Annotated in this window: 25 protein-coding genes; 12 read left to right on the forward strand and 13 right to left on the reverse strand. The window is 50.6% G+C overall.

Translation table 11 applies throughout. From position 1 onward, the window contains the following. Positions 1 to 7: 7 nt before the first annotated feature. The 3 genes from KIS30_03075 to KIS30_03085 all read right to left on the reverse strand — a co-directional run bounded on the left by KIS30_03075 (position 8) and on the right by KIS30_03085 (position 2,626). On the reverse strand, positions 8 to 1,273 hold the full coding sequence (locus KIS30_03075) for a heterodisulfide reductase subunit B (GenBank protein MBX8645726.1): 1,266 nt from the start codon (positions 1,271 to 1,273) through the stop codon (positions 8 to 10). A 10-nt stretch (positions 1,274 to 1,283) separates the two neighbouring features. Further along, entirely contained in the window at positions 1,284 to 2,069 is a 786-nt protein-coding gene (locus tag KIS30_03080) for a 4Fe-4S dicluster domain-containing protein (GenBank protein ID MBX8645727.1), read from the reverse strand. Between the two features lie 323 nt (positions 2,070 to 2,392). Continuing rightward, positions 2,393 to 2,626 (reverse strand): sulfurtransferase TusA family protein, encoded by a 234-nt coding sequence (locus KIS30_03085; GenBank protein MBX8645728.1) that lies wholly within the window; start codon positions 2,624 to 2,626, stop codon positions 2,393 to 2,395. Between the two features lie 127 nt (positions 2,627 to 2,753). Between KIS30_03085 and KIS30_03090 the strand changes: the two genes are divergently transcribed. Genes KIS30_03090 through KIS30_03100 form a run of 3 tightly spaced genes read left to right on the forward strand, consistent with a single transcriptional unit; the run spans position 2,754 to position 4,011 of the window. Beyond that, positions 2,754 to 3,194, forward strand: coding sequence for a DsrE/DsrF/DrsH-like family protein (locus tag KIS30_03090; protein ID MBX8645729.1), 441 nt, complete (start codon positions 2,754 to 2,756; stop codon positions 3,192 to 3,194). A 31-nt stretch (positions 3,195 to 3,225) separates the two neighbouring features. After that, positions 3,226 to 3,510 (forward strand): hypothetical protein, encoded by a 285-nt coding sequence (locus tag KIS30_03095; GenBank protein MBX8645730.1) that lies wholly within the window; start codon positions 3,226 to 3,228, stop codon positions 3,508 to 3,510. 3 nt (positions 3,511 to 3,513) lie between these two features. Next, positions 3,514 to 4,011: a hypothetical protein gene (locus tag KIS30_03100; GenBank protein MBX8645731.1), complete on the forward strand. Its 498-nt coding sequence runs from the start codon at positions 3,514 to 3,516 to the stop codon at positions 4,009 to 4,011. 38 nt (positions 4,012 to 4,049) lie between these two features. Here the strand turns inward: KIS30_03100 and KIS30_03105 are convergent, their stop codons facing one another. Beyond that, entirely contained in the window at positions 4,050 to 4,541 is a 492-nt protein-coding gene (locus KIS30_03105; protein MBX8645732.1) for an Lrp/AsnC family transcriptional regulator, read from the reverse strand. Between the two features lie 270 nt (positions 4,542 to 4,811). On the opposite strand from KIS30_03105, the gene KIS30_03110 reads away from it, so the two are divergent. The 5 genes from KIS30_03110 (at position 4,812) to KIS30_03130 (ending at position 9,967) form a co-directional block, all read left to right on the forward strand. Further along, entirely contained in the window at positions 4,812 to 5,585 is a 774-nt protein-coding gene (locus KIS30_03110; protein ID MBX8645733.1) for a hypothetical protein, read from the forward strand. A 16-nt stretch (positions 5,586 to 5,601) separates the two neighbouring features. Next, positions 5,602 to 6,081, forward strand: coding sequence for an adenylyl-sulfate reductase subunit beta (gene aprB / locus KIS30_03115; protein MBX8645734.1), 480 nt, complete (start codon positions 5,602 to 5,604; stop codon positions 6,079 to 6,081). Beyond that, positions 6,081 to 7,934: an adenylyl-sulfate reductase subunit alpha gene (gene aprA / locus KIS30_03120; GenBank protein MBX8645735.1), complete on the forward strand. Its 1,854-nt coding sequence runs from the start codon at positions 6,081 to 6,083 to the stop codon at positions 7,932 to 7,934. The genes aprB and aprA overlap by 1 nt, the downstream gene beginning before the upstream one ends. 15 nt (positions 7,935 to 7,949) lie before the next feature. After that, positions 7,950 to 9,107 (forward strand): sulfate adenylyltransferase, encoded by a 1,158-nt coding sequence (locus KIS30_03125; GenBank protein ID MBX8645736.1) that lies wholly within the window; start codon positions 7,950 to 7,952, stop codon positions 9,105 to 9,107. 110 nt (positions 9,108 to 9,217) lie between these two features. Continuing rightward, a complete protein-coding gene (locus KIS30_03130; protein MBX8645737.1) occupies positions 9,218 to 9,967 on the forward strand; it encodes a metallophosphoesterase family protein in 750 nt (249 codons plus the stop codon). Between the two features lie 290 nt (positions 9,968 to 10,257). Here the strand turns inward: KIS30_03130 and KIS30_03135 are convergent, their stop codons facing one another. Beyond that, a complete protein-coding gene (locus tag KIS30_03135) occupies positions 10,258 to 11,187 on the reverse strand; it encodes an LD-carboxypeptidase (protein ID MBX8645738.1) in 930 nt (309 codons plus the stop codon). 274 nt (positions 11,188 to 11,461) lie between these two features. Between KIS30_03135 and KIS30_03140 the strand changes: the two genes are divergently transcribed. Continuing rightward, on the forward strand, positions 11,462 to 12,319 hold the full coding sequence (locus KIS30_03140; GenBank protein ID MBX8645739.1) for a tyrosine-type recombinase/integrase: 858 nt from the start codon (positions 11,462 to 11,464) through the stop codon (positions 12,317 to 12,319). A gap of 417 nt (positions 12,320 to 12,736) precedes the next feature. Here the strand turns inward: KIS30_03140 and KIS30_03145 are convergent, their stop codons facing one another. From KIS30_03145 to KIS30_03160, 4 genes are all read right to left on the reverse strand, one after another. After that, positions 12,737 to 14,260, reverse strand: coding sequence for a DNA mismatch repair protein MutS (locus tag KIS30_03145; protein ID MBX8645740.1), 1,524 nt, complete (start codon positions 14,258 to 14,260; stop codon positions 12,737 to 12,739). Then, the gene (locus KIS30_03150; protein MBX8645741.1) at positions 14,257 to 15,795 is read right to left on the reverse strand and encodes a DNA mismatch repair protein MutS; all 1,539 of its coding nucleotides are present in this window, start codon (positions 15,793 to 15,795) and stop codon (positions 14,257 to 14,259) included. The genes KIS30_03145 and KIS30_03150 overlap by 4 nt, the downstream gene beginning before the upstream one ends. 264 nt (positions 15,796 to 16,059) lie before the next feature. Next, on the reverse strand, positions 16,060 to 16,533 hold the full coding sequence (locus tag KIS30_03155; GenBank protein MBX8645742.1) for an ATPase P: 474 nt from the start codon (positions 16,531 to 16,533) through the stop codon (positions 16,060 to 16,062). Then, positions 16,530 to 16,868: a hypothetical protein gene (locus KIS30_03160; GenBank protein MBX8645743.1), complete on the reverse strand. Its 339-nt coding sequence runs from the start codon at positions 16,866 to 16,868 to the stop codon at positions 16,530 to 16,532. The genes KIS30_03155 and KIS30_03160 overlap by 4 nt, the downstream gene beginning before the upstream one ends. 423 nt (positions 16,869 to 17,291) lie before the next feature. On the opposite strand from KIS30_03160, the gene KIS30_03165 reads away from it, so the two are divergent. Beyond that, complete coding sequence (locus KIS30_03165; protein ID MBX8645744.1) at positions 17,292 to 21,335, forward strand: hypothetical protein; 4,044 nt, start codon at positions 17,292 to 17,294, stop codon at positions 21,333 to 21,335. Positions 21,336 to 21,511: 176 nt separating this feature from the next. Here the strand turns inward: KIS30_03165 and KIS30_03170 are convergent, their stop codons facing one another. Further along, positions 21,512 to 22,141, reverse strand: a complete 630-nt coding sequence (locus KIS30_03170; protein MBX8645745.1) for a hypothetical protein — start codon at positions 22,139 to 22,141, stop codon at positions 21,512 to 21,514. A 267-nt stretch (positions 22,142 to 22,408) separates the two neighbouring features. Beyond that, complete coding sequence (locus KIS30_03175) at positions 22,409 to 23,086, reverse strand: hypothetical protein (protein MBX8645746.1); 678 nt, start codon at positions 23,084 to 23,086, stop codon at positions 22,409 to 22,411. Positions 23,087 to 23,226: 140 nt separating this feature from the next. On the opposite strand from KIS30_03175, the gene KIS30_03180 reads away from it, so the two are divergent. Next, the gene (locus KIS30_03180) at positions 23,227 to 24,450 is read left to right on the forward strand and encodes a signal peptidase I (protein MBX8645747.1); all 1,224 of its coding nucleotides are present in this window, start codon (positions 23,227 to 23,229) and stop codon (positions 24,448 to 24,450) included. Continuing rightward, positions 24,447 to 24,995, forward strand: a complete 549-nt coding sequence (locus tag KIS30_03185; protein MBX8645748.1) for a hypothetical protein — start codon at positions 24,447 to 24,449, stop codon at positions 24,993 to 24,995. Before KIS30_03180 ends, KIS30_03185 begins: the two co-directional genes overlap by 4 nt. Before the next feature lie 88 nt (positions 24,996 to 25,083). On the opposite strand, the gene KIS30_03190 is transcribed toward KIS30_03185, so the two are convergent. Beyond that, positions 25,084 to 26,133: a hypothetical protein gene (locus KIS30_03190; GenBank protein MBX8645749.1), complete on the reverse strand. Its 1,050-nt coding sequence runs from the start codon at positions 26,131 to 26,133 to the stop codon at positions 25,084 to 25,086. Positions 26,134 to 26,297: 164 nt separating this feature from the next. Further along, positions 26,298 to 26,561 (reverse strand): transcriptional regulator, encoded by a 264-nt coding sequence (locus tag KIS30_03195; protein ID MBX8645750.1) that lies wholly within the window; start codon positions 26,559 to 26,561, stop codon positions 26,298 to 26,300. Between the last annotated feature and the right edge of the window lie 373 nt (positions 26,562 to 26,934).

A 26,934-nucleotide genomic window follows, 5' to 3' on the forward strand; every position in this document is an offset into this window, starting at 1 on the left:
GAATCACCTAACCTGCCTTGGTCTTCAATCCTTCAGGCAGCACCTGTCCCTTGTTTACGGCGAAATATTTTTCCATCTCTCTGTGCGGTGTATACAACTGCTCCACTTCTCCCCCGTTTTTAATCTGTTCCAGATACTTCATGAAATCATCCTTGTATGTTTTGTAGTCTATACCCATTTTTTCCATCAACTTCTCAGTGGGTGACGCATGCCAGTGCAGCTGCACGATCTTGTACGGGTGCGCTCCAGCGGCCAGCGCCGCGATCTGAACATCGGCCAGCACTGGAACCATAAACTCCATGCCGTGAACCTTGCCTATCCACTGACTCTTGTCAAGCGTCGTAACGCAGCCGGTGTCCGTTGTGATGGCAACGTCCGAATGAGCTTCTTCGACCATCGGCTTTATTTTGCGGAGCGTCGCAAACGATCTGGTGAATTCCCTTTCCGTGAGAATGTGTCTGAAACCGAATCCGCAGCAGTCATACCAAGTGCTGTAATCGGCAACCTTCGCGCCGAGCGAAATCATGAGGGCCGTTGGCGGCGCAGGTCTCTGTCCGCCGTTGACGCTTTCATCATAAATCGCATCTTCCGGCACCATTTTGTAGTAGTGGCAGGGCTCATGCACTGTGGCCGTAACTTCCGACATATTGTACTTCGACATGGCCGCCATCCTGTCACGCATGACATGTACCCATTCACTGTAATGGACAATCTCTTCAGGGATCGTCAGCTCCTTCCCCATGTGGTGCATGATGTCCCTGACCTTGTCCCTTACTTCCTTGTTCTCAATAATGAGCTTCCGCATCTCCTTGTAATCGCCGTAGCTCGTGCCGCAGTGTATCAGAGGGAACGTGCCTGTCTCCCATGCTCTGTGCCAGTTCCTCACTGCGACGGCGGCGAGCGCCACCGGATTAGATGTGCCTGTTCCATGATAGTTCCACGCCGTGCACGAAGTCTGATGCGGTTCGTTCAGATATGTCGTCCCGAACTGGTTCATGAACCATAACAGTGAGGCGGGATACCCGGGTATGTTCCCGCACTGGCCGCAGGACTTGTGATGCCACAGGTGGTCCGTGGGAATCTTCTTTTCCCAGCCAAAAAGTGTTTTGACATTGACAGGCTTGTTCTTTGCCTCAATGGGTATGACGATGATCTCTCCCTTGTCATGAAGTTTCCACATTTCCTCTCTGACGTCCATGACTTTCTTGTCAGAAACCGCCCTCTTCTCGGATCTGGCTTTCACGACTTCCCTGATCTGGTCAGCGCTCAGCATCTTCATCTCATCATTTCTCCCTGTGTCCGATGTCTTCTAAGCCGAATTTTTCCTTCATTTCTTCAAATTCACCTTTCCAGTCTGAAATTATGTCAACAATCATTTCTACCAGGTCAGGGTCTAGCGATCTGAGCATATCGAGGACACCGGACTCTTCATAAATCTGGGCAAGCTCCAGTGCAGTCTGCATGGAAACTTCCCAGGACGAGTCTGTTACCTGAAGAACATCTATGGGTATAGCCTTCCTGAGCGTCACGAGGTCGCCTGCCTTGGATACTGCTTTCGGATCCCAGTCTATGAAGAAATCCGGCTGTATCATGTCGGGCGAAACCTGCGTACCGTGTGTCATGACCTTGAGAAGGCTTCTGCTTGCCGGCTTCAGTACCTCCTTTGCGCTCTCGAGTCCGTTCCTGACGGCCAGTTCTCTCATCACGCTTATTATGCCGGCAATATCGTTTCCGAACCTGCATCTCATGTTACACGTGTAGCACTGGCAGCACGCCCAGATTTTTTCCTGCATGGCGTCCAGTAGAACATCGGGGTCATCGGACATGGCTATCTGCAGCATTTCCCTCGGGCTGAAGTCGTAGAATCTTGCAGCCGGACATCCTGTAGTGCATTCGCCGCAATTCAGGCAACCCAGAACGAATTCCCTGTACCTGAAGTCTCCGCGCATTTCCGAAAATATTTTTCGCGCGAGTTCATGAGGCTGCTCTCCATGCTCCCTTGCCCCGGCTATAATCATCGATGGTGTCCGTTCATCCTTTCTCTGCGGAAGATTCTTCAATATCGACATCAGTCGCCTCCGATCCGCAAAATGCGGATCGTCCGTTGCCTGACAATGTTAGGTATTTGGGCTATCCTTATGGACAATTTGTTAAATATACTTTTGGTGACGCGATGAATGTAGTAACATGCTGGGCTGCATGGCATGCTATAACTTCCATGCGTATGGCAGCAACAAGCTGACTGTTGAAAAGACAGGATGAAGATACACCGCGTCGTGATAGGCGCCATTCGTTTGACCGGAATATGGACTCAGCTGTGTTAATGTACTCACTTGGGCACGACGGTTTCGGACAAACATCCGGTTTCTACGCCGGGCAGTTGCAGATATGGTCAATGCGCCCGCTTTATTTTCAGGCTGATGTAGTCCCCGCTCTCCTCTATGCTCATTATCTCGTGGCCCGTTCTCTTTGACCAGGCCTGAAGATCCGGCTTCGCGGCAGGATCGTTAGCCATGACGCATATCTCCTCCCCGATTCCAACCTGTTTAATCGCCTTGCTTGTCTCAAACACCGGAATTGGGCATTGCATTCCCCTGAAATCAAAAACCTTTGCTTCTTCCGCCATGTCCATGGAATTGCCTCCTCACAATAAATACTTAATTCATGCCTGCATTTGATGTTGACATTGTCTTGGCCAACGGGGAATTTACTTATAATGTGTAGCTGATTATGTAGGCAAGGGGAAGCATACAATGCAGGAAACTGTGGAACAGTCGACTATGAAAAACAAGCTTGTGCTTGTGGTGAGCAAGGGTACGATGGATGCGGCCTATCCGGCGCTGATACTGGCGACGACTGCGGCTGCGCAGGGAATGGAAGTGTACATGTACTTCACATTCGGCGGAATGAAGCTTCTTACGAAGGGGCAGGCCGAAACGCTGGAACCTTCCAAGGACATCGGCATGACGGCGGAGCAATTGAAGGGGCTGATATCCAAGGGCGGAATGCCCTCAGTGGCGCAGATGCTGCAGATGGCAGCCGAATCCGGGGTTCACATAAACGCATGCTCACCGACGATGAAGTTGTTCGGAACGACCAAGGAGAATCTGACTATTCCCGGTGCAGATGTTGTCGGAGCCGCAACCTTCCTGGAATGGGCTTCAGACCCCTCGGCAATAACTCTTTTCATCTGAACCTCGCGGATTCTGCACCGGAGCCTTTCAGGTGAAGATAGCGTATATCCGGTACTCGGATCCGAAACCTTTTTCCCCCGAGGGGAAAGAGGGTGTGGGCACGAACACGTACAGGGCGATATTCAGGACTGGCGGGATTGTCGTGATGGAGGATGAAGAAATGATTCTGCTTGGTGAACAGGCCGTCAAACAGGACAATGTTCAGATCGCCCAGAGATTCGGTTCCGACATGTTTCCCGCTTACCGCAATGTCGTGCCGATCAGGAAGAGAGATATACTCGAAAGAACGGATTTCGAGATCCCGGTCAAGGAATGAGTGTTGGCAGAGAGTATAATCCGGCGGCTTGTATATGGGCGCCCGGTAAGCAGGATTCTAGTCGTAGGCGGCGTTAATCTCGATGCCAGTCCCATAATGCAATACCTGCTCATGGCAGCCTCAGCCGGAAAGGGGATGGTAATTGAGTCTGCGGGCCTTTCGGCCGTCGAAGGTATGCAGATGAGTACACGCGCATCGTCCTTCCTTTCAAATCGCGGCATCAGTGCAGCCGAACGGTCAGGCTTCAGAAGCAGGAAACTGACCGACACCCTTGCCCGCGATTTCGAGCTGCTCCTTGTCACCAGCATGGCTGTGAAAGGTTTCCTGCTGTTCCTCTATCCGGACATGACGATATACACTTTCTCTGAATATGCGCTCATCGGCGCAGATGCCGGCGAGATGGCGGCAGCCGACGATGATGAATATGTCAGAATGGGCAACGAGCTGGCGGAGATGGCCGTGCGGATAGTCGCACGAGCCGTCAAGAATACAACATTCTGAAGTGCAGACTCTGCCTGACGGCAGTCGCCTGCGTCGTCTCAATTTTCTGGAACGCTGACTGGATGGCGAGGATCTTCCTTTATTGTGTCAAGAACCATGGACGGAACGACTTCCTTTATGCCGCGGATGGCGCCGACTTCCCTCAGCATTGCAGCGAAGTCATGTTTCGTCAGTGAACTTCCTAGCGCTATGATGTCATACAATCCGACTGTCTGATAGGTGTAGCATATCCCCTTTACTCCTGACACCCTGCGTCCAACTTCTTTCGGATCGGAACCGTTCTCAATCCTTATGTACAGTGCAGCACAGAGTACCGGTCCAGATTTTTCAGGATCGACGATTACGGTGAAGCTCCTGATGAGCCCGCTTTTCACCATCCGTCCCACCCGCTCGCTCACGGTCGTGACGCTTACATCGAATTTCCTGGCAATGCGCCTGTATGAAGTGCGGGCGTTTGCCTGAAGTTCCTTGATTATTCCCACGTCAAGCATGTCCAGTTCGGCAAAGCCGTTGTCTGCTTTCCCCTGCATCTTCTTCAGCCCAATCCGCTCCCCGTTTTCCTTCTGCTCTTACATTCCCGCAGATATTAATTATTTGCCCGGTCATTGCCGCTCACCGCATGACTCCTTTTTTCCAGATGCCGCTGCGAAATTCATTGCTGCAGAGTGCTCTGCACGAAGCGCACAACGAATCGTGAACATGTGGAATCTTGAGGTGGAACTCCGGACAATGTCAGTTTTATTGCCGTATTATCGAATAACTATAAGTAAACTATAATTGATGCGTCAGCCGGTACAGCTATGGTTGCAGTAAACATATCTACACTGTTTCCGCCAGCGTATTTCAGACTTTTCGTCCTGATACTTGTCCTCGGCGCCGTCTTCGGCGTTCTTTACGACGTGTACGGACGGAAGAAGATAAAGGCATATGAAGAGGAGAGGAAGTGGAAGAGGAGTTTCGGAAGAACTCCCGTGGAGCACAACACTTCGCGCTTATCGATCATAATGCGTGTGCTGATCAGCAATGTGGGGCTTTCCGGTGAAATAGCTTCGTGCACCGAACCCGCCCTCGACAGACCACGCAGGGCTGCGCATCTTCTCCTGTTCTGGGGTTTCATAATCTCGGCGCTGTCCATGCTGGGGAAGGCGTTTGTCTACCCTACGCTTAACGCATTTCCCCTTTCGAATCCGCTTGAAGCGGGAACGAATGCAGGCAATGCAATGCTACTCGCAGGAGGGCTGATTATGCTTTTCATGCGCGTGAACATCCGTTCCGAACGCGATTCGATGTTCGGTGCCGTGCGTGCGGACATGTTTCTCTTTTCGGTCATGCTTGCAGTCGTGTTCCAGTTCGTTCTGGAGTTGGCAGACATCAGCGGGTCGGTTGCAGCCACCGAAATTGCCCTCATCTTCTATCTGCCGATCACGGCATTTCCGTTTCTCTCGATGGCGTGGTCGAAATTCCCCCATATCATCTACAAACCGATGCATGCCATTTTCAGGGAAATCGATGAGGCAGAGGGGTATTCCCATCTGCCTTCGCCTTCAAAGGTAAGCTTCATCAGAAAGGATTGAGGAGTGGATACAGAATATGCCAACGTTTGTTTATATGACAATGTGCGACGGTTGCGGCAAATGCGTCGAATTGTGTCCAAGCGACATCATGCATATAGATCCGGTCAACAGGAGAGCATTTAATGTGGAGCCGGACATGTGCTGGGAATGCTATACGTGTGTCAAGTACTGTCCGGAGCACGCCATCGATGTCAGAGGTTATGCCGATTTCGCCCCGCTTGGCCACGGAGTCACAGTGCTCAGGGAAGCGGAAAAGGGTGCCGTTTCATGGAAAATCAAGTACAGGGACGGAAGGATTAAGGAGTTCACGTTCCCGATCCGGACAACCAGGTGGGGTACAATACCGTCCGCACGCTCCCTTCCTCCGCCTGCGGAAGATGCGTTACACTCACCTCTTCTTTCCCACGAACCGGAGTACCTGAAGGTGGAGAGCCTTCCAACGCTGAAGATCGCGGAACAGAGCCCCGTTGCAGCTCAAACCGGGAATAGGAAGTGATGCTGTTGTCGCTCAGAAAAACGAACTCTGTAAAGCATGTTGACTGTGATATACTGATTGTGGGCGGCGGTTTCGCGGGATGCGGTGCGGCCTATGAAGCCGGTTACTGGGGCAGGGGTCTGAAAATCGTCATTGCGGAAAAGGCAAACATCGAGAGGAGCGGCGCGGTCGCGCACGGCCTGTCCGCAATCAACTGCTACATGGGCATGAGATGGGGCGAAAACAGGCCCGAAGACTTTGTGCGGTACGCGAGGGGCGATCTCATGGGGCTCGTCAGGGAGGATCTGCTCTTCGACGTCGCAAGGCATGTCGACGCCACCGTGCATATGTTCGAGGAATGGGGCCTTCCGATGATGTACAACAAGGAAACTGGTCACTATCAGCGGGAGGGAAAATGGCAGATCATGATACACGGGGAATCTTACAAGCCGATTATAGCGGAGGCAGCACAGAAGTCAGTTGATGCAGTTTACAACCGCGTCATGATAACCCATCTGCTGACAGATGCGCAGAATGCGAAACGCATCGCAGGCGCAATAGGCCTGGATGTTCGCGACGGAACACTCTATGTTTTCAGGGCAAAGGCCGTAATCGTCGGTGCAGCCGGTGCTTCGCACATATACAGGCCCAGGTCCATCGGCGAGGGCGCCGGGCGGACGTGGTATCCGCCATGGAATAACGGCTCCGCTTATGCTCTCCTGATGCAGGCCGGAGCGGAGATGATTCAGATGGAAAACAGGATCGTGGTGACGAGATTCAAAGACGGCTACGGTCCGGTAGGCGCATGGTTCCTCATGCTGAAGTCCGTTGCCACAAACGCTTACGGCGAGGAGTACGAAAAGGCGCACATCGACAGCCTCAGATCTTACGTGGGTTCAAAATATGCAGACGCCAAACCGATGCCGACCTGCCTGAGGAATCATCTCATGCTTGAGGAGATAAAGGCGGGAAAGGGTCCCATCTACATTCACACGGAGCGCTCACTTGACACGCGCGAGAAGGAGGAGCTCGGCTGGGAAGATTTCCTGGACATGACGATCGGGCAGGCCGTGATGTGGGCGTCGCAGAACATAGATCCGAAAGAAGATCCTTCTGAGCTTACCATGTCGGAGCCATACGTCATGGGCTCTCATGCCGTGTGCGCCGGAGCATGGGTTAGCGGCCCGGAGGACTTCGCGCCCCCGGATTATAACTGGGGTTACAACCGTATGACGACGGTCGAGGGCCTGTTCGGCGCGGGCGACACTGTCGGAGGCAGCGCTCATAAATTTTCTTCCGGCTCCTTCACAGAAGGAAGGCTCGCGGCAAAGGCCGCAGTCAGGTATGTCAGGGAACATGCGGATTTCAAACCGGAACTCAATGCGGCCTCGGTGGAGAGAATCAGGGAAGAGGTCTACCGCCCTCTCGAAAACTATGAAGTCGGAAGCCATGTGATCGTGAAAGGCAGCGTCTCACCGTTTTTCATAACGCCCAAGCAGGGGCTGCAGCGGCTTGAGAAGATTATGGACGAATACTGCGGAGGCGTAAGTTCGTATTATTCTACCAATGAAAAGCTGCTGAACAAGGGACTCCATCTACTGCAGATGCTGAAGGAGGATGCAAACCATATCGGTGCCGAAGATCTGCATCAGCTGCAGAGGACCTGGGAGCTGAATCACAGGATATGGGTCGCTGAGGCTGTTGTCAGGCATACGCTTTTCAGGAAGGAGACCAGATGGCCCGGATACTACTACAGGGCAGACTTTCCGCACGTGGACGATGAGCAGTGGCATGTATTCGTCAATTCAAGATATGATCCTGCAACGGGCCAGTGGGAATTGAAGTCCATCCCTGTTCACCATATAGTGCCCTGAGGTTAGGGTGAAAGCATGATACCTGCTCCGTACGGCGGAAAACTCGTCAGCACTGTTATCGAAGAGGCGGTGGCCCGCAGGAGGATCGGGGAGGCGCACGATCTTCCATCAATAAGCCCGATCATAGATCAGGTGTATGATGCCGAGAAGATATGCTTCGGCGCGTACAGTCCGCTTGAAGGCTTCATGTCCGTGGAGGATTTCACGAGTGTACTGGAGCGGGGAAGGCTATCAAACGGCATGCCGTGGACAATGCCGGTGTTTCTGGCACCTTCGGGAAAACACGATGCGGCAGTAGTTGATGCAGCACGCCGGGGCGATACACTCGCCATACTCGATGCATCTGGCGAACCCTTCGCACTGATTGCCGTGGATGAAAAATTCCCCCTCCAGAAGAGCGAAGTGGCCAGGAAGGTCTATGGCACTGCTGACGCCGCTCATCCGAATGTCGCTGACCTATCTCAGATGGGAGATGTCTGCATATCCGGGAGGGTCGAACTCCTCCGGAGACTTCCACACACTGCATTCGAGTTCACGCCGGAAGAGACACGCTCCATTTTCAAACAGAAGGGATGGAAAAACGTTGCAGGCTACCAGGCACGGAATCCTCCTCACACGGCGCACGAATACATTCAGAGGGCAACGCTCGAAAGGGATGACATAGATGCGCTGTTCATCCAGCCTGTAATAGGCAAACTGAAGAAGGGAGACTATCGCCCGGAAGTGATCATGGATGCTTATGAGGCGTTTGTTTCCAATTATTACCGCAGCGACCGTGTGCTGCTTGCCTCGCTCTCGATATCCATGCGCTATGCCGGTCCGAAAGCGGTGCTCTTCTACGCAATCGTCAGGCGCAACTACGGCTGCTCGCACTACATAGTGGGCAGGGATCAGGCCGGCGTAGGCAATTACTACGACCCTTACGGCGGACACCGAATATTCGATGATTTCGACGTCGGCGTCATTCCGCTCAGGTATGAGGAGACATTCTACTGCAGGGCGTGCAATGGCATGGCGTCGAGAAAGATATGTCCTCACGGAAATGAATTTCATCAGAGCACCAGTCAGACCGGCATAAGAAAGACGCTGGCAGAAGGCAAGCCTCTGCCGACCGAAATACTCAGGCCGGAGGTTGCAGAGGTGCTCAGAAGGGGCGATGTGATAAACGATTAGCGCGGTGTCATCACAGGCGGCAGCGCAGCGCAGCACAAGCACACAACCGATGACTCTCAAGAACGGACGGCGGGAAAGGTGATATACTGAACGGCAACAGTGATGGCGGTGTGATTGAAATTGAAGGAAGGACGCTTGCCATTGTGTCCGATGTTCACGGCAATACGGTAGCGCTCAAAGCGGCGCTCGACGATATGTCAGCCCTCGGGGTGGAGCATGTGATCAGCCTCGGTGACGTGGCTGCAACCGGCCCGGCGCCTGTGGATGCTGTCCGCATGTTGATCGGAGCAGGCATTCCGTCTGTCATGGGCAATACCGACGAGCGCATACTGCGTCCCGATCCAGCCAAATTCAATACGGACAGGGGTTCGGAGATACCTGCAATAGATATGTGGTGCTCGCAGAAGCTCGGCAGCGAAGAGCTGAATCACATCGCTGCCTTCAGTCCGCTCCTTCACGTCCGCTTTGGAGGCAGGAGCATACTGTGCTTTCACGGTTCGCCCAGGTCCAACACCGAAGTCATCGATGCGTCTACCGCGGAGAAAACCATCGCTGAAATTTTTGCCAAACACGCTCATGATCTGTTTGCTGGAGGCCATACGCATGTTCAGATGCTCAGGAGGCATGGAAGTTCACAGCTTATCAATCCGGGCAGCGTCGGTCTTCCCTATGATATCGGAAGCGACGGAAGCCATTACCGCCCTGTGAGGGCGGAATATGCAATTGTTGAGGCAGGGCATTCTTCCCTGTCGGTACGATTCAGGCGCGTGTCTTACAGCATCGACGAGCTCATCGGTGCCGTAGGAAAGAGCGGCATGCCGCATGCCGACTGGTGGATGTCTAAATGGAAGCCAAGATGACGATCGGCGCAATGTTTCCGGCGGCCGCTCACAGCCACAACCGTGAACGATATTCAGAATTTTAATTGTGCGGGCGGCAATTTAGAGCTTCTGCACGCCGCGCTTCGAGCAAGGCAACAGGAATCGAGCTAGGCTGACCGTCCTGAGGCAGCCCATCCGGTGTTCTGTGTATTCTACTCGATTGCAGGCAATTACTGCATTTACGTGCGAGCTCTGCAGCGGATGCTTCATCAGAAGGTGCGTGCCGCAGCACCGGCGCGCATCCGCATTGCAATTTTGGCGGTTGAATGTCAGAGGACGCATGCTCCACTGATTCCGAATTCTCTGCGGTCTGCATCGACGAATCCGCCGGCGCCGACCGGTATGATCGTGTTGGGGCATTCATGCCCGAAATCATCCACCTTGAGTATCGGGAACGTATAGTCTTTCGTCACATCCAGCAGTACATCTTCCATCTGCATCACTTCGTGCTTGGCAGTCTGCAGGCTGTGCACATGGCCCACAATAACGCCCCTGACGTCATCGAAAACGCCCATCTGCATCAGCTGATTGAACATGTAATCGCAGTCATCAGGACCGACGGTGTAGCCTTCCATGAACAGGATGGCGTTGCTGAAGTCCGGCCAGTATGGCGTTCCTGCCAGTTTCAGCAGGCACATGATGTTGCCGCCCATCAGCCTGCCCTCGGCTCTGCCTCCTCTCACCGTTTTCCGCTCTCCCGCCGCAGCTATTTCTCCGGTTTTTCCTTCAATGAGCCTTCCGGTGAATTCCGCAATATCGTACTCGGAGGGCTTCCAGCCGAATCCCCAGGCAACGTCGCTTCCATGGAATGTCACGACCCCTGTCCTGGCGTAAATTGCATTGAGCAGCACTGAAATATCGCTGAAGCCGCAGAATATTTTCGGGTTATCCTGTATGAGCTTCCAGTCAAGAAGCGGGAGACAGCCGTTGGCAGTCCCTCCACCCTGGGAGCAGATGATTGCTGATATGCTCTCGTCCCCGAACATGGTGTTTATGTCATTCGCCTTTTCGAGCGGTGTGCCGGCAGAATGCCCCCGAACCTTGAATGCATTTTTTGCTGTAACAACATCGAATCCCATGTCATTCAGGACCCTGATCCCGCTGTTCAGCCGTGAAAGCAGTTCATCTGTGTCGATGGGTGCCGACGGCGATACTACACCTATGCGGTCACCGCGCTTCAGTCTGGAAGGCAGATTCATGTGCGCTCAATTGCAAACAAACTCAATACATTTTGCATGACTAACCGACGCTCTGCATTCATTCTGAGAGAATCGCAGGTTAGCATCGGACATGTGGCGGCAGAACACCGGTATTGGGAAAGAACGCCCGTAAGGGTTGTCTGAGAGCAATCGGCCATCCCCCCAATAGGCGTATAAACCCAATACATTCTCAGTATATCGCAGAAAGACGAAAGATGTCAGACTGGCTCTGACATTATCCGTCTTTCGGATGAATAACTTCGAGGAATCGGAAATGGAGCCAGATAACGAAGAGATGGCCAATTTTAGAACGTGGGCTGTCGGCACAGGGAAGTATTCCCTGACGACATCGGTTAGAATGACGCGGACTGTCCGCTCGCTGTATCGGAAGCTAGATCTGGACAACCCCAGTACAGAGGCGCTCTGGGCGTATGTCGAAAGGCAGCTCAAGAAGGGCAGGAGAGACGGGACGATAAACAATCAGATGAAGGACATCGCTGCATGGTTCAGGTTCAAGGGCATTAAGCTGCAGGTCCCGAGTTTGCGCCAGCGAAGGAGCAAGGAGCCGTGGGTTCCGAAGGATGATGAGGTTTTCAGGCTTATACGTGTATGTGAAGAGGGTAAAAACAGAATAACCGCACTCAGAAACAAGACAATCATTGAGATAATGGCATTTTGCGGCCTGAGACTCGGAGAGGTAGTTCAACTCAACATTTCAGACGTTCAGAATGAATACCTCCACGTGCGCAGCGAGAAACTCGAGGCTGAACGAAAGGTTGGTCTTCCCGATTTTGTCAGGTCTGATATAATGACGTATCTGAAGCAACGGAAGTCAAAGGATGCTCGTGCATTATTCACTTCTTCACGCAACAGGCTGTCTTACAGCAGTATGCGGCGGATGGTGAAACGTGAGGGGGCGAAGGCTGGGATCAGGGACATGCATCCTCACGCACTGAGGCACTGGTGTGCAACCCGCCTTGTCAGGAGCGCAGTGAATCTCAGGGCAGTACAGGTGCATCTGGGCCACGCTTCAATAGCCACCACGCAACTTTACACCCATCTCTCTTCGGAGGAAGCGGCCAGAGATGTGAGGAGAGCATTTGAGACAGTTTACATGAACAGGTCGCAGTGAATAATCTGCAGCTTGTCAAGGTCTGTCTCAATATCACGCGCAATGAAATCGTCAGATCGGAAGCCGTGCCACAGAATCAGGACTTACAGGAAGTCATTTACAGTCGGCACTGTTGTATAGCGTGATGTACAGACTCTGATTGTTTTTGTATATTATACTGTACAATTGAAAGGCACTCGGTGATCCTGTTCGGAGATAATGGCTCAACCATGGTATTCAAATACCCTGAGCCAGCCTCCTTTTGAGCCGAAACTGCCACGGCGTTCCCGCTCTTGATACCCGGCTCGGGTTGCAGTAATTCTTCAGCCTTGAGTGAGAACTTCGCATTTGACGGGCTGGCCACAACATTGAGCCAATGTTCTCAGCTTTCTCATTTCACGGACTCCTTCCGTCCTTTCCACATTCAAAGCCGCTTCTTCACTCTTTCTTAGCTGTCACAGGCCTGTCACCGTTGCCGAATATCTTCACATACAGGTCTTCGCCATAGCTTGTCGGAAGCGGGGCTCCTTCCCTGATTTTGAAGCTCCTGGATCCATCGGCCTTACGCTCTGCAAGCAGGAACAGATATCTGTCGTCCTTCTGCCGATATAAATCCCCGGCCATCTCGAAAAAGTGCGTGACGAAAAATATCCTGACATGGTGCTCAAGCACAGCCCTGATTATCTGCTTTGCAATCTCAGAGCCTTCTCTTTCGTTTGTCGATGCAAAGGATTCATTGAGCAGAAGAAGGGATTCGGGCCTGATATCCCCGGCTATGGCGCTCATCCTCGAAAGCTCCTCGTCCAGTTTTCCGCTGTTCATCGTCGCATCCTCCTCTCTTCTGAAGTGTGTGTAGACACCATTGAAAGGGCATGCCTCAAAGGATGTTGCCGGAACAAACATACCGCACTGCATCATCAGCTGGGCGAGCCCTACGCTGCGCAGGAAGGTGGACTTGCCGCCACGGTTTGCGCCTGTGATGATCACCAGTTCCTTTCCATCCGCCGTGAAGTCGTTGCTGATAACCTTCCCTTCCAGCTCCAGAGCGAGACTGGCATCATACAGGCCGATGCAACGATGAATGCCCGCTTGCCCGGACACGGGTGACGGAAAGCAAATCGGCAAATCGAATCCGGCCAGGCGCTCTTTCAAATTGATGCAGCCAATGTAGAAGGCAAGCTCAGTTCTCAGCATGTTAAGAAAGGCCAGTATGTGATCTGCCGAAACTGCAGTCGCGTTTGCCACCAGGTTTATGCTTCTGTCTCTCAATTCCGACATCTCCCGGGCTCCGTTCATGTCCCTGTCGGGAAGTGTGTAAGTGAATTGCCTGCGGTTTCTGGAAACGATATTGCCTAGCAGTCCGCGCTTTTTCCGGCGCTGCCTGTGAAGAATAAATCCTGACGGCGTATTGCCTTCTCCAAGCCTCGCTCCGACAAGTACGCCGTGACTGAACTTCAGTTCGCTGAGATGACTCTGGACCGTTGCCAGATATTCGGAGCTCAACTCCTGTCTCAGCATTGCAAAGAGTGTTTTGAAGCCGTCTGACTCAAATTGCTGATGGTAATTATCGGCCATCGATTTCAGTTTCTTCAGTGTCTCAAAGAAGAGCGTGAGCACCTGCACTGCCCTGCCGAGAATGCTGCTTGGATATTCGCTGAAAAAGCCGAAGTAGACTTTCTTCTCCCCTTTTACGGCGTTCAGCGTCACTTCATACATTTCCCTCACTACGGCGGCATGTCTGAGGCAGTCCCTGAGCACCTGCTGCCGGTACAGTATCTCATCCTGACTCGCCAGGCCCGAGACGAGTGCAATTTTCGATATCTCCTTCAGGAAACTGTCCCCCGCACTCATCGCACCGAGCAGCTTCTCCAGCTCTATATCCTGCATCAGCGCCAGCTGCATTTTCGATATCTCTTTGCCCGTATCGAAATCGCGTTCTCTGTGCATCAGATGGACTTTCAGTGTTTCAGCCTCCCGCGGAGGACGTCATAGGTCAAACCGTGCTTTCTTGCAATTGCAAGAGCATGGGAAATGCCGTCAGCCTGTTGCCTCAGTATCTTGAATGTGCGTATCTCAGGGTTGCCTGCATCCACAGTGCTTACCATGCTAACTGTCTTGTCAAGCGATGCCAATTCGTCAAGAAATGTTACGTAAACGCACAGTGCGTCCATATCGGCGATTTTGCGAAGAATCTTCCTGCCGAGCAGAACGCCGTCGTGGACCGTTGTTGCGCTGAACATCTCATTTATGATGACAATGCTTCTGGAGCTTGCCTGCTCAAGTATCGCGTGCATTCCTTCCAGGTCACTCTCCAGGTTGCCCTGGAGGTTGCTTATGTCCTCTTCCTTCTCGAAATGAGTAAACAGACGATCGAACAGCAGCAGTTTGCCCTCCCTGCCCGGGACGCAGCAACCGAGGTTTGCCAGGTAATGCAGCTGACCAAATGTTCTGGCAAAGGTGGTCTTGCCTCCCTGGTTCGGGCCGGTGACGACTATTATCCTTTCCGATCCACCAAGGCTGAAATCGTTGCAGACGAGTTGCTTCTTTTCCCCAATCAGCTTCGCGCCCAGTGCCATGTCATAGGCTTCAACGCCAAGGACATTCTTGTCATTCTCAGTCACAACCGGATAGCAGAAATGGAAACCGGCAGCCCTGAAAAGAGATATGTACTGGAGATAGGCGATGTAGAATTGTATTTCCCTGTCGAATCTAACTAGCGTATCATCCATGAAGCCGGAGACCCCTGCGCAGTACGCATCAAGATGCGCAAAGGTCTCCGGAAACAGCCGTGATACAAGGTTGACGATTTCCGCTTCCACGTGATTCATTCCCGCATGATCGAAATATTTTGCCTTGTAGTTCTTCACCGCCCCCTGTTTGAATTTCTCGAACGCCATCAGGACGTCATTGCTGTAGTCGTCATCCGATTCTTCCATTTTGACCACTATCTGCCCTTCTTTTATCAGCATGCTGAACCGGATGTCTGACAATTCTGTTCTCATGCCAGCCGTTCTATTTCTCAGTGAGATGAAACCTTCCGACTTCACATAGTTAGAGAGATATTCACTGAGAGATCTGAAACCACGGGAGTCAAGTTTGACCGAGGACAGGAATGCTGCATATGCACTTGCGGCGCTGCAGTACATTTCCGCCGTGTCTAGAAGATTTCCCTCCTTGTTGTATTTGTAGTAAAGTCTGTCGTTAAACCTGAGATTGTTTCTGATTTTTTGCATCGCGCCGGAGAAGGACATGGTCGCATCCATCACGTCCCTCCGTTCCAGTTCCTTCATCACTTCCTGCCTGTACAGCACATCGTTGACTTTTGCCACAGGCTCATAGTAGAGCGGCTTGAGGTCATAATCGTCTTTGCCGTGCGTGATTGCATTTATGATTTTGTCAAGGTTCAAATCTGCGAAGAAGTCCGGTTCAACATGTTTCTCTTCTGACTTCCAGGCCAGTTTTTCATAAAGTATACTCTGAAATGCCAATATGCCCATCTCCCATGCTCCGGCTGGAATTTCGCAAAGACAGTGAAAGTCCGACTGGTCTCAAAGTCAGGCGACTCGTGACACCCTGCGTTCCTGCGTGGCGCCTGCCGGACTGGTGCCAATACCATTCTCTCAGACACAGCTGCCTTCCATGTGCGTCAGCTCTGACTGTGGCTGTGTTTCGCGGGCCTGATTCCGGCATGTGTGTGCTCCGGCCGGGCAGTCTATATGCCAAATGATGCTGTTTATTCTTCATCGTCGTTCGCCGTCCAATCAGGATAACCGCAGGGTTGCTTTCACCCTCTCTGTTTTGAGAAGCATTTCCAGTGCGTCAGTGATGCCCGTAACACAGATGTCAGCCGCAGACATCGCGGAAGCTGAGGCACCTTCGCTGCCAACCACGCATATGCCAAGCCTTGATGCCTTGAGCATTCTCATGTCGTTTCTGCCGTTTCCAATGCAGACTGTATGCTCCGGGCCGAGTTTTCGGACCATGCGCTCCTTCTGCACATCCTGATGAGCGCCTTTGACTATGTGGAGAGCGCACCTGATGTTACTGAGCTGTGCCGATGCGCTGCCAAAAGTGTCGGCTGTCACGACATGGAGTTCCAGACGTCTGGAAATCGCGTTCAATCTCGTTGCTGTGCCACGAATCAGCTTTCCGTCCGCCGCGAGTGTGCCGTTGAAGTCAAGGACAAGGTAGTTCAATCTCATGGCTGCAAGTCCAGGAACATTTATGGCAATCATTTTCTTTCTCCCTGAAATGGAATTCCCTGCGCTATCCCGGCCATGAACTTCTGCATATCCATACTGTGGTTCATACAAAGGTGTGCGATTATTGCAACATCTTCCACAGGACGGTGGAAACAATCCTCAGCAACTGCACCTGAAGATTGGTGGCTGGAATCAAGTAATGTTTCATTCAGATTTGTCGCTATCAACTTATCCTGGCGGCAGGATAGTTCGCGAATGCTGTCAGCGATCCATTTAGCTGCGTTGTCAAGGACCGGTGCCTTATCCCATTGCCCTGCGTTGTGGTATAATTGCATCAGCTCAGCCGAACCTTCATTCGTAGAAGCCATCAGCCGAACGGCGGTTTACGGTGAGCTTCATCACCTGATCTGTGTAACTCGTATATTGGATAAATAGTTGCCCTGCTTAAGAGGGCACCAGATGAGGCTATTCTATGCGTGATCACCAGCACCGTATGATTTCGAAAATCAGCCGGCTGCATTGAGAAAACGTTTCAAGCACGTCCTGGAGTGCCTATTTCGATTGAAACTTTCCATCCATCGTCAATGAAAATTTGCCATGGCACATCAAGCCGTTGTTTGTGAACAAATAATTATCAAACCCTCCGATCGCCATCTAAACATATAAGTAGCAGTAATATCCCGTAAAGCCTGCGAAACACCTGTTATGATGAATAGAAGGCCAGAACTTAGCATAGGATTCTTACCAAGACGCGATGCCACTAAAGAATGCAATACAGAGGTCAAGTATAGATGAAACTTACGCACAGACGTTGGATGATTTCAGTCGCCATCGCTTTGTTAGTCATTTCAGTGGCCGTATCCTCTGTTGCATTTTCGCCTCATGCAGGCACTAAATCCACTGCATTCCTGCAGGATCCTGGCAATCATCTTATCCGGGTTTCAGCCTCAAGTAATGTCGCGAATACCAGCTTCGTTCAGGGACATATAACAATCGTACCGGTAAACAATTCAAGCGCGAGCTCAGTGCCGGGTATTTTCATAACCGTATCACTGAATTCATCGACCTCTATGTCAAATGAGCTGAATCTCATCAGCAATCCTGCGTTTGGTGGTTACGGCACTCATCTAACGCCTGCAGGTGTGTCTTCACAGTTTGGCGTTCCGGCAGCAGTATATGGCAAAATAGAAAATTATTTTTCATCATACGGTCTTAAAATTTATCCGGATTCAACCAGGATTTCAATAACAGCCGAGGGCAGCCCGGTACAGATTGACAATGCCTTCCACACAACCATGCATGCATTTGACATGGTATACAACTCCAGCGGCTCATGGCAGCCGCTGTTCGGTCCAGGCAGTGGAATCGCTGGAAACGTAAGCACATTGCCTTTCTATGCGAGTACTGCGCCATCCTACCTGCCGGCCAGTATTGCCGGCTGGGTATCCGGTATAGCGGGTTTGAACGGAATATACATGCAGCCTTCAATTTCGTTGCCCAACGGTCTCTATCCCGGCTCAAATTTCAGTTCATTTCAGTCCACACCGCTGCCGTCCGCAGCGAGCGCTGTGCCAGCCTCAACATCGCTTTATTATCTCAACGGGACGTATGGATATGTAAACGCGACCGAGGCGAGCTCGCTTGGAATGCCTGCAAGCAACTATCAGCTGCTTTTCCCCGGAACTCTTCCGGTTCTGACAGGCGCAAGTAACCTGTGGAGCGGAAAATCGACTGTAAATCATCTACCCGACATGGGACAGAACGTAACTGTTGCACTTATCGAGGTCGGTCTTATCAGTCCAACGATAGTAAATGACTTCTCGGCGATAGTGTTTCACAATTCCAGTCAGATAGCAAATCGTCTTACACAGATTCCTCTTATGGGTGCAACAGTCGCCAGCGGGACCAATTATGGATGGACGCTGGAGACTGCGCTGGACATTGAGTACCTTGCAACTATGGCGCCGAAAGCCCACATCGATCTTGTTGCTATCCCTTCGCCCAGTTTTTCACTTTTTGATTACGCATACTCGTACATAGCTCAGAATCTGGTCTCGTACACCAACGCAAGCACTTCAGTGAGCATTACAAGCAACTCATATGGGGCAGGCGAATATGCAACGCTTGCCTTCGGTTCTCCGATGTATCTCACTGTGGAAAACAGCATGCTTGAGGAACTTGCACTGGAAGGTGTGACCAATTTCTTCGCATCCGGTGATTATGGAAGCGATGGTACTGCAGCCGGAGCAGGAATGCCGGCAATTGCAAGCGGCTCTGTTTCTGTCGGCGGAGGACAGCTGACTGCAATGTCACACGGTCAGGTATTCCCTGCCACGGGTGTTTATACGATTTTCAATTTGAACGGCAAGAATGTGACTCTGCATATGGCAAACGCCACCGGAGTTTCGAGTTTCTCATACTGGTATTACCCCGGGTTTTTCGGCTCGATTGCGGGGGGTTTCGGCCAGTCAATGAGCGCATCACAGCCCTGGTGGCAGAACGCTCTTGATACATATTCCACCGGAGCACGAATAGACCCTGTAATCAGCGGTGCCGCAGCGTTTAACATGACGCTGTATATGAACGGGTGGCAGATGTTCTACGGAGGCACATCGTTTGCAACACCTATTACGGCCGGAGAATGGGCACTCATTGAGGAACAGGTTAACACAACGCTTGGAATGCCAAGCCTTGGCGACGTAAACCCGCTGCTCTTCGACATACACAATGCATATCAGGCGTCGGGCAATTCGACCCTGCCCAGCGCATATCTCCATATGTCTGCAAACGGCGTTGACTACAACAGCTATTACGTCAACTCGATGAGCTGGGAATTGTATAATTATTCCATCAGTTACCCGACGGACCCTGTACTTCCAGGCTGGTTTGCAACACTGAACAATCCCGCAGGCAGCGGATGGAATTATCTGCAGGGTCTGGGAATGCTCAATGCGACAACTGTAACCGAATATCTTACCGGAAACGGTCTTTCCGCCGGAGAAAGTATGCTGCATATGCCTTTCAGCATCGGTGTCATCAATGCAAGCGGTGCAGTTAATTCATTCACAAATCTTACTGGGAGTATCAGCTACCATTTCAGAATAACCGCCCCGTCCACCTTCTCCGGATCGCTGACCGTGAAAGCTTACAGCGGCGGCACGAATGAAGGAACCTATGCAGGCGGAAACACAACAACACTCAGCCTTACGGCCGGCAACCTTAATTTCACTTACACTCCTGTCTATAATTTCAGGCAGGGCACGTCGCAGTCACCCGAATACGGTAGCTTCCAAATCACGACTGCTTCAGGTAATTGGTCCTTCCAGTTCTACTCAATATTGCCGAAGCCTGCAACAGGGCAACTTGTTATCGGCGCATCCGACATCTACGGCAACTTTGAAACCAGCCATGTCAATGTGCCTATGTTCTCCACAACGGCGCCAGGCCAGTACACCATGATGTACCCTGTCACAGTGATGTTCGACGGTCAGCCTGTGCCTGATGCAATGGTGGTTCAGAAGGCAGTCGTCGTGAATTATTCTGCAATGGATCCATTCCTGAACGGTTCCAGTTATTCTCCAGGAGCGACGCTGGGCACGTACATAACAGATCTGAGGGGCAGCGCCGGGTTCTGGACCAATGCCATGATATCCACGAACGACGGTCCCCTGAACACGCAGGTATTCATCCTCCAGGCAGAATACCAGGGACATTATTCCAATCAGCTCACTGTTTACGTTGAACCACAGTCAGGGTCATATCTGGTGAACGCGCACATCGATAACAGCACAGGCATGGTCAGCGGCAATGTTACATTTAATGACATGAAGTATGTCAGCAGCCTCAACATCACCATTCAGGGTTCCTCTCAGTACACAAACGTTTCATTCCCTCTACTCACTAATGACTATGGCGGCCTTTCAACCAGCAATGTTTCAAACGGTGTCGTTCCATTCAGTTTCAAGGTTCCTTCAGCGAGCGCACCGCTCATCAACATCAGCGTCGTGGCTGTGGGCGCAAACATCGTGGAAGCCACATCGTTCTCAGCAGGAACTTTCACCGTTGTCGCAAGTGCAACGCAGAATCCGATCCGCTGGGCGTTTGAATACAGTATATTCAATGCTCTGGTGAACGCTCCGGTTACCTCACTCTCTACTGTCGGCAATTCAACCGCAAACGGTGTCGTTATGCTATACTATCACACGGCAGGCGCTCCTGCGGGCAGTACCGGTGAATTAGTCGCCAGCACATCTTCGGTGTCCACGGTAATCGCCGGCTCCCTCCCGGTCAACGGCTCATATGCCTGGAATACGACCGCGTACGCTGACGGAAATTATACCGTTACATTTGTGGCTTCAACGCCATCCGGTCTGAGCGGCACGTCAAGCATCTCCTTCTACCTCGACAACAACCAGATCAGAATACAGCATGAACTGAAAGAAATCTCCTTGATAGAAGGCGCGATTGCCTCGTCAGAATCGAAAATCGCAACAATCAGAAGCGAAATCAGCGCCGGCAATGCTTCCGTCTCTGTAATAAAGGCACAGATAGCCGAACTTAACATCAGTCTTTCAAACATAAGCACTGAAATTGCATCGCTCGCGGCAATGGTCGGAAGTTCGAATGCAACCGTCATGAGCATGAATTCTCAGGTGGCATATCTCAGGGAACAGGTCAGTCAGTTGAATCCGCAGACTTCAGCGCCGGTATCCAAATCCTCAGCGTCATCCTCCCCATTCACTATGCTGCTTCTACTGTCTCTGATTGCGGTTGCAGCAGTGGCCGGTGTGGCCGGACATGCGATGTTTGGAAAATGGAAACAGAAGAGGAAATAACACCACTGTAGTGTGGCGTCCTGGTTTGCATCGTTCTGCGTTGATGACGCAGGCATTAGCCATTCAGAATTTTGTTGACAGGGCATACTTCGCTGGATGCAGCAAAGCCAGAAGTTGGTATGCTTCCGCCGGACAATGAAACTCCTATTGTGAAGGGCCTAATGACCGGTTTTGTATCAAGTGGATGAAACATCAATCGTTAATGTCAGTACTATGGTGCTCTGGCTGAAGCTCAGCGGCGTGTTGCTTGCCAGTCCGAAGTACATGAAAAAGGAAGAAACCTTGTGAACAGAATTCGGGCTTATGGGTACGATTGAAGTGGTCGCAAATACCCAGCCACCTCCAGGCGTGAAAACACCTTGCCTTGTGAAATCGCTCTTGGACAACTTTGTAATTGTTGCCCCCGAGGGTGAAACTGCGTATCCTGAGAAGCCGACGGAAATGGGAGTTGAGCCTTCATTCGTTATGTTGAAAAGTATCTCTATCCAGTTTCCAGGGGCGGTGTTATTCACATATACATTGTAGACGATGTCGTTAGAAACCGACAGAATTTCACCCAGTTTTCCGTCAGTGCCGGGAGGCTGTCCGTTTGCCGTGTGAACTACTCCATTGGGGCCCGTCACGGTCACTGTCCCAGCGTCCGATTCATTTATTTCAATAAGATGTCCATTTTCCTTGTAGGAGAGATAACCGGCTGTTGAAGTTATCGTTTTCACGTCAGTTCCGACGAACTGTGAGAACGCTAGTGCACCAGTGGACCCTATGAATACGCAAATCACAGCGATAGAAAGTAGTTTCGTTAGCACCTTTTACATTGCTCCGATACCTTATTGGCAGTCTGCTTATTAATCAAACAGGGAACTGTTGTTCGTAACACACATTCTGAAATATCTTAAGCCAGTCGCGCACCTCTGAGTGGAAGCTGCAAACAACAGATAGAACTGTAAATTACGAACAATCATGCAAGGATTTAGACAAAACGCAGTAGAATAAGAGCTATGGAAATAAGCACAGCTTGTAATGTAATAAAAAATGTTGATAAAGAGGTTTGAGGTTGTATTTGTCTTAGACACTCACTCTGCAGAAAGGCTTATGGAAACTGCCACGGTAAACGAGCTGGTTTCGTAACTGTTACTCGCACTGTCTCCAAGGCCTATTGAGACTGTGAATGTCGTTACAGACGAAGCTCCAGTTGGTGTAAGGACCGTAGGACTCGTTGGATACAGGCCAAAGACGCTGTACGCCCATCCTGATCCAGATAGCGCAACACCGTTTACAAAGGATGTCGACGATGCTGAGTCGTTTGTAATGGCGCCCAACGCGGCACCGCCAACGCCACTTGACTGAGCGCTCGTCAGCATGCCAGGAAGCAGTGTTATTGCAAGAGACCCTGTGTTAGTGAGCGTAAACGTCACGTTCACCCACTCGCCGGGTGCAATGTTTGAGACAGTAATGTCATAGGTCATTGAACTTTCGCCGACTGCCAGGGTTGACGTTCCTAGCTTACCGCTGTCAGATGATGGCGTCCATGTCACTGCTGCGTGACCATCCTCTACTGGTCCGCCAACGGTCATCATAGATCCGCTGGATACGTAATAGCTGCTCACTGCCGCACCCTCAGTCATGGAGAATGTCCCGGCGGTCGCTGTAATGGCCTTTGAGTCAGTACCCGTGAACTGCGAAAACGCCATAGCTCCCGACAATCCTATAAGCAGGGGAATCATCGCGAGAGCCAATATTTTCTTATTCATTTATTCACCTCCTCCCTGATACTTTAGTTTCCATAAGCACGCACATATTCAATAGACAGACAGAAACAATGATACTAACCAATCATGAGAAAAAGTGTTCAGTGGTATGTTAAATATAGTCTGCATCCGATCTCAACGCCGTGAATAACCGGATCAGTCGCGTTTTGATTACACTCATAGCATCTCTTGCCATCTTTCTGAATCCAGTCATCGGTAGTCTTTTTCCATCCGCCCTTGGATTCTATGCACTGCTTTTCGTTCTAATAGGCGTGGTGCTATTCCTCTATTTCACAATGGGTAGCAGGTTTCTCTACATGCGATTCAACAGGGACGTGTACAGAAGCTTATTCCTCGGAGCAATGTTCCTTGTTGTCCTGTTCGAACCGTTCCTGATTCTTCATGCACGATTCACATTCTCACTCGACGCTCTTCTTGCCTACAGGCTGGCCCAGATTTTCCTCTTCGCAATTATAATTCAGGCGATGATTTTCAACCTGAATATGAAATCGCTTGTAAAAGCAGGTAAATTATCAACTTTGTTGCCCTTTATCGCACTCTTCCTGGTCATCAATCTGACGGTCGAAACTGTCCTGCTGGCTTTCTCGGGAAACCAGCAGATTGTTATCACCATACTGTTTCAGATGTTGGACGATGTAGTGCTTTTCGTACTCCTCTCCATCCTTTATGTTAAAACTAGAATGAATAACCTCACTGGCATGGTGTTCTATGCTCTCTACTCGGCATCCGGTTTCTTTGTCATAGTCACCAAGGTTGACGCATTCATACTTACTTTCTGGAATTTTATCGTCCTGGGCGTCATGTTCTTTGTCCTTGAGCTGGTGACGAATGATAATTTCTATTCGAGAAAGATTTTCACCGGGGACAGGAGGGACAGGAAGACCGGGCAAAAGCGCGGCTCTTTGCTGGAAAAAGCCGTCGTTATAGGTGTGGCGGCATTTGCAATCTTCATTCTCGTGCTCTTTCCCGTCATTATGGGCACTGCCCATCCTATCTACGTTGACCCGACAGGCAGTATGTACCCCATAATCAAGCCAGACTCTGTCCTGATAGTCAAGGGTGTCAGCGTTCAGAGCATACACATTGGAAACATAATTGTCTTCACTGCGCCATGGGACAAGACTCTGACCGTGGCTCACCAGGTGATTGGAATCAACCATCTGAACGGCACAATTTTCTTCATAACCAAAGGATTTGCAAACCCTGTGAAGGATCCGGCACCGGTACCCGCAGGCAATGTCCACGGAATAGTGATTCAGGCAATACCCTATCTTGGCTACTTCTTCATCTACCTCTATGTAATATTCCCAATGATGCTAGTCCCGCTGATAGTGAAGATAAAATGATCCCTGAAATTTTCCCCATTATACTGAGTTTAACTTATCTGATAGCGGACTCAGTGCTGCTGATCTCGTTTTACAGGATTGCACACGCCGTGCACGGTATAAATATCGATGTGATTCTGCTTCTGAAATTCAAGGACCTGCTTGAGTTTTACAACGGTGGCGAAGCCTCATCCTTTGTCAGTTATCTTGTGGAAAGTGCACAGAGCTCAGGCACCGTTACTGTTTCGCAGTTCGTTGAGAAATATGGTCCGATAACCGGCGAGGTGGAAAAGCTGTATGAGCGATTCCGGCTACCGTATGTACTGAAGGATCTACCGGCCGATCTGAGAATGAGTGAAATCCAGTGTCTTACCTTCGCAGCATTCAATGCAGCGCTGACCTATGGCAGCTGGCTGTATCATCTCAATCTGGATGTGCTTTTCGCGATTCTGCTTGTAAACACAATATTCTGGTATCCGCTGATGTCAACATACATCAGCGCCAGTTCAAACTTGAATTATGCGAGAAAGACGCTTGAGAGCGTGGGTCAGTCTGCGCAAGTTTGACCGGTTTTTGGGAGTGAGCGTATAACCGTCCTCAGCATTATGCCTCTATCACGCGAACAGAAAAGGGCTTGCTGCACAAGAAAGTGCCTCAGCTCTTTTCGTCGTTATGGATGGTCCGGAATTTCATATAGTAGCCGGAATCGTTCGCTTTCGAATACAGTATGGTGTAATCATCCCCCTCAAACATCAGCAGTGGCCTGCCGGACGCCAGCGTTATCCTCAGGAGCTCCTCAAGAGATCTCACTGAAAAATCGTTTCCGGTGATGACCGGAGGTGAGTTGACTTTCACAATATCATCCTTGTTATCGTCGATAAACTTCGCAAGTTTCTCCTTTCGTTCCGGAATCATCATTGAAATCATGGCGGCAGCACACAGGACGGAAGTGGCGTAGGAAAACAGTGAGATCGTTTCCAACAAATTTTTGAAATTCGGCAGAGGCACTACAGAATCATTGTTAATCAGGGCAGACGAATTCCAGTAGTGGTTGCCTCCGTTACTGATGTAGTCGTAATTTGTAAGTTGGTTGTAGAATACAGTCTGATAATTCTCGTAGTTGAAAGAAAGATTCAGGCTGGCATTCATAGGTGTGGCTTTATTATCTATTTCCGACAGTCCTGTCATGTTTATAATCAGACTCGGAGCAGCAGGCACAATATTCAGCTGCTTGTTCACCTGCTCTGCAAAGAGAAGCGCGTCCGTTATGTTGACATGTATCTGAATCCATCTGGATGCCCTGGTTCCATTGAATGTGAATGAAATAAAGCTCGAATTAAGTACCTTGCTGTATGACGGGACCGTCGAAGAATACAGCGTCTGGATGACTTCAAATTCTGCATTTACTTTTACCTTCCCGGAGGCGCTATAATCATAATAAAGTGAAAAATTCAATCTCTTCGTTATGTTTTTGAATATCGTTTGCGGATTGTACATTGAACTGTTGCCGTAAAGCGAATTGTTGGTAAGAGTTGTATTGACCACCAGACCTGAGGAGGCTGCCGTATTGATGTTGCCTCCGGTTATTACCGTAGTTTTTGTAGTAGAAGCCATCCCGCCGGAAAAATATCCGAACGACAGTGAACACACCAGGCCCAGAACCAGAACGGCAGCATATCGATTCCTGTGTGCTCTGTTTTTCACGTTACCACCCGAGTGCCGTTACTGTCTGTCCTGCAAAAAGCAAAAAAATCTGGGTCCAGCTGTGTTCCTGAATGCCCCGGCGGATCGCGTCAATTCGCGCGGTCTTTGTAGGGCGGGCATACTCAGACATCATTGTCTTTGCCCCGCCGTTGTGATACAGCAGGCTATTGCCTGCTCTGCCTGATTGCGAACATTTTGTCAATCTCATAAAGGAAATCTATGCCCTTGCTGGTCGTAGAGTACGTTTTTCTTCCTGACTCTTCCGCAAAGGAAATCAGCCTTTCCATTGAAAGTTTATCTATGAGCTTCTGTGCATACGCAAAGTTCAGGTTGCACCTGTACACTATCTGTGTCTTAGTTACTGCAGATACTTTCGCAAGCGAAAGGACTTCCTTCGTTATTTCAATTTCATTTCTTCTCGATATCACGGTAATTCGCCCCCAACTTTCCTCACTTCGAGGCAAAACCGCCACAAGTTTTTACGCAACATTGGACAGTATTTGCGCCATTCTGGCTTTACGGGCATCAGTTATGGCAAGTGCTTATTATCATTTTTGATAATTAAACTTTATCTATGCTAAAAAATATCAAGAAGATGGCGATTTCGCGGGTGCGTGACGCTCCGGCTTCACTCTGGAAACAACGGCGGTACTATCTTACCCTTCCTGATGTGCCGGCACATGTATGGTGTTGCAGCTGCAGTCAGGTCTAGGCTCATCGTGTAAATCAGTAAAATGTCATCCGGCATAGCCAATGAAAGTCGATACCAAATGGCTAAATAAGGCAAACGTGTGAAAAAAT

The organism is Candidatus Sysuiplasma acidicola, from assembly GCA_019721035.1.
Lineage (GTDB): Archaea > Thermoplasmatota > Thermoplasmata > Sysuiplasmatales > Sysuiplasmataceae > Sysuiplasma > Sysuiplasma acidicola.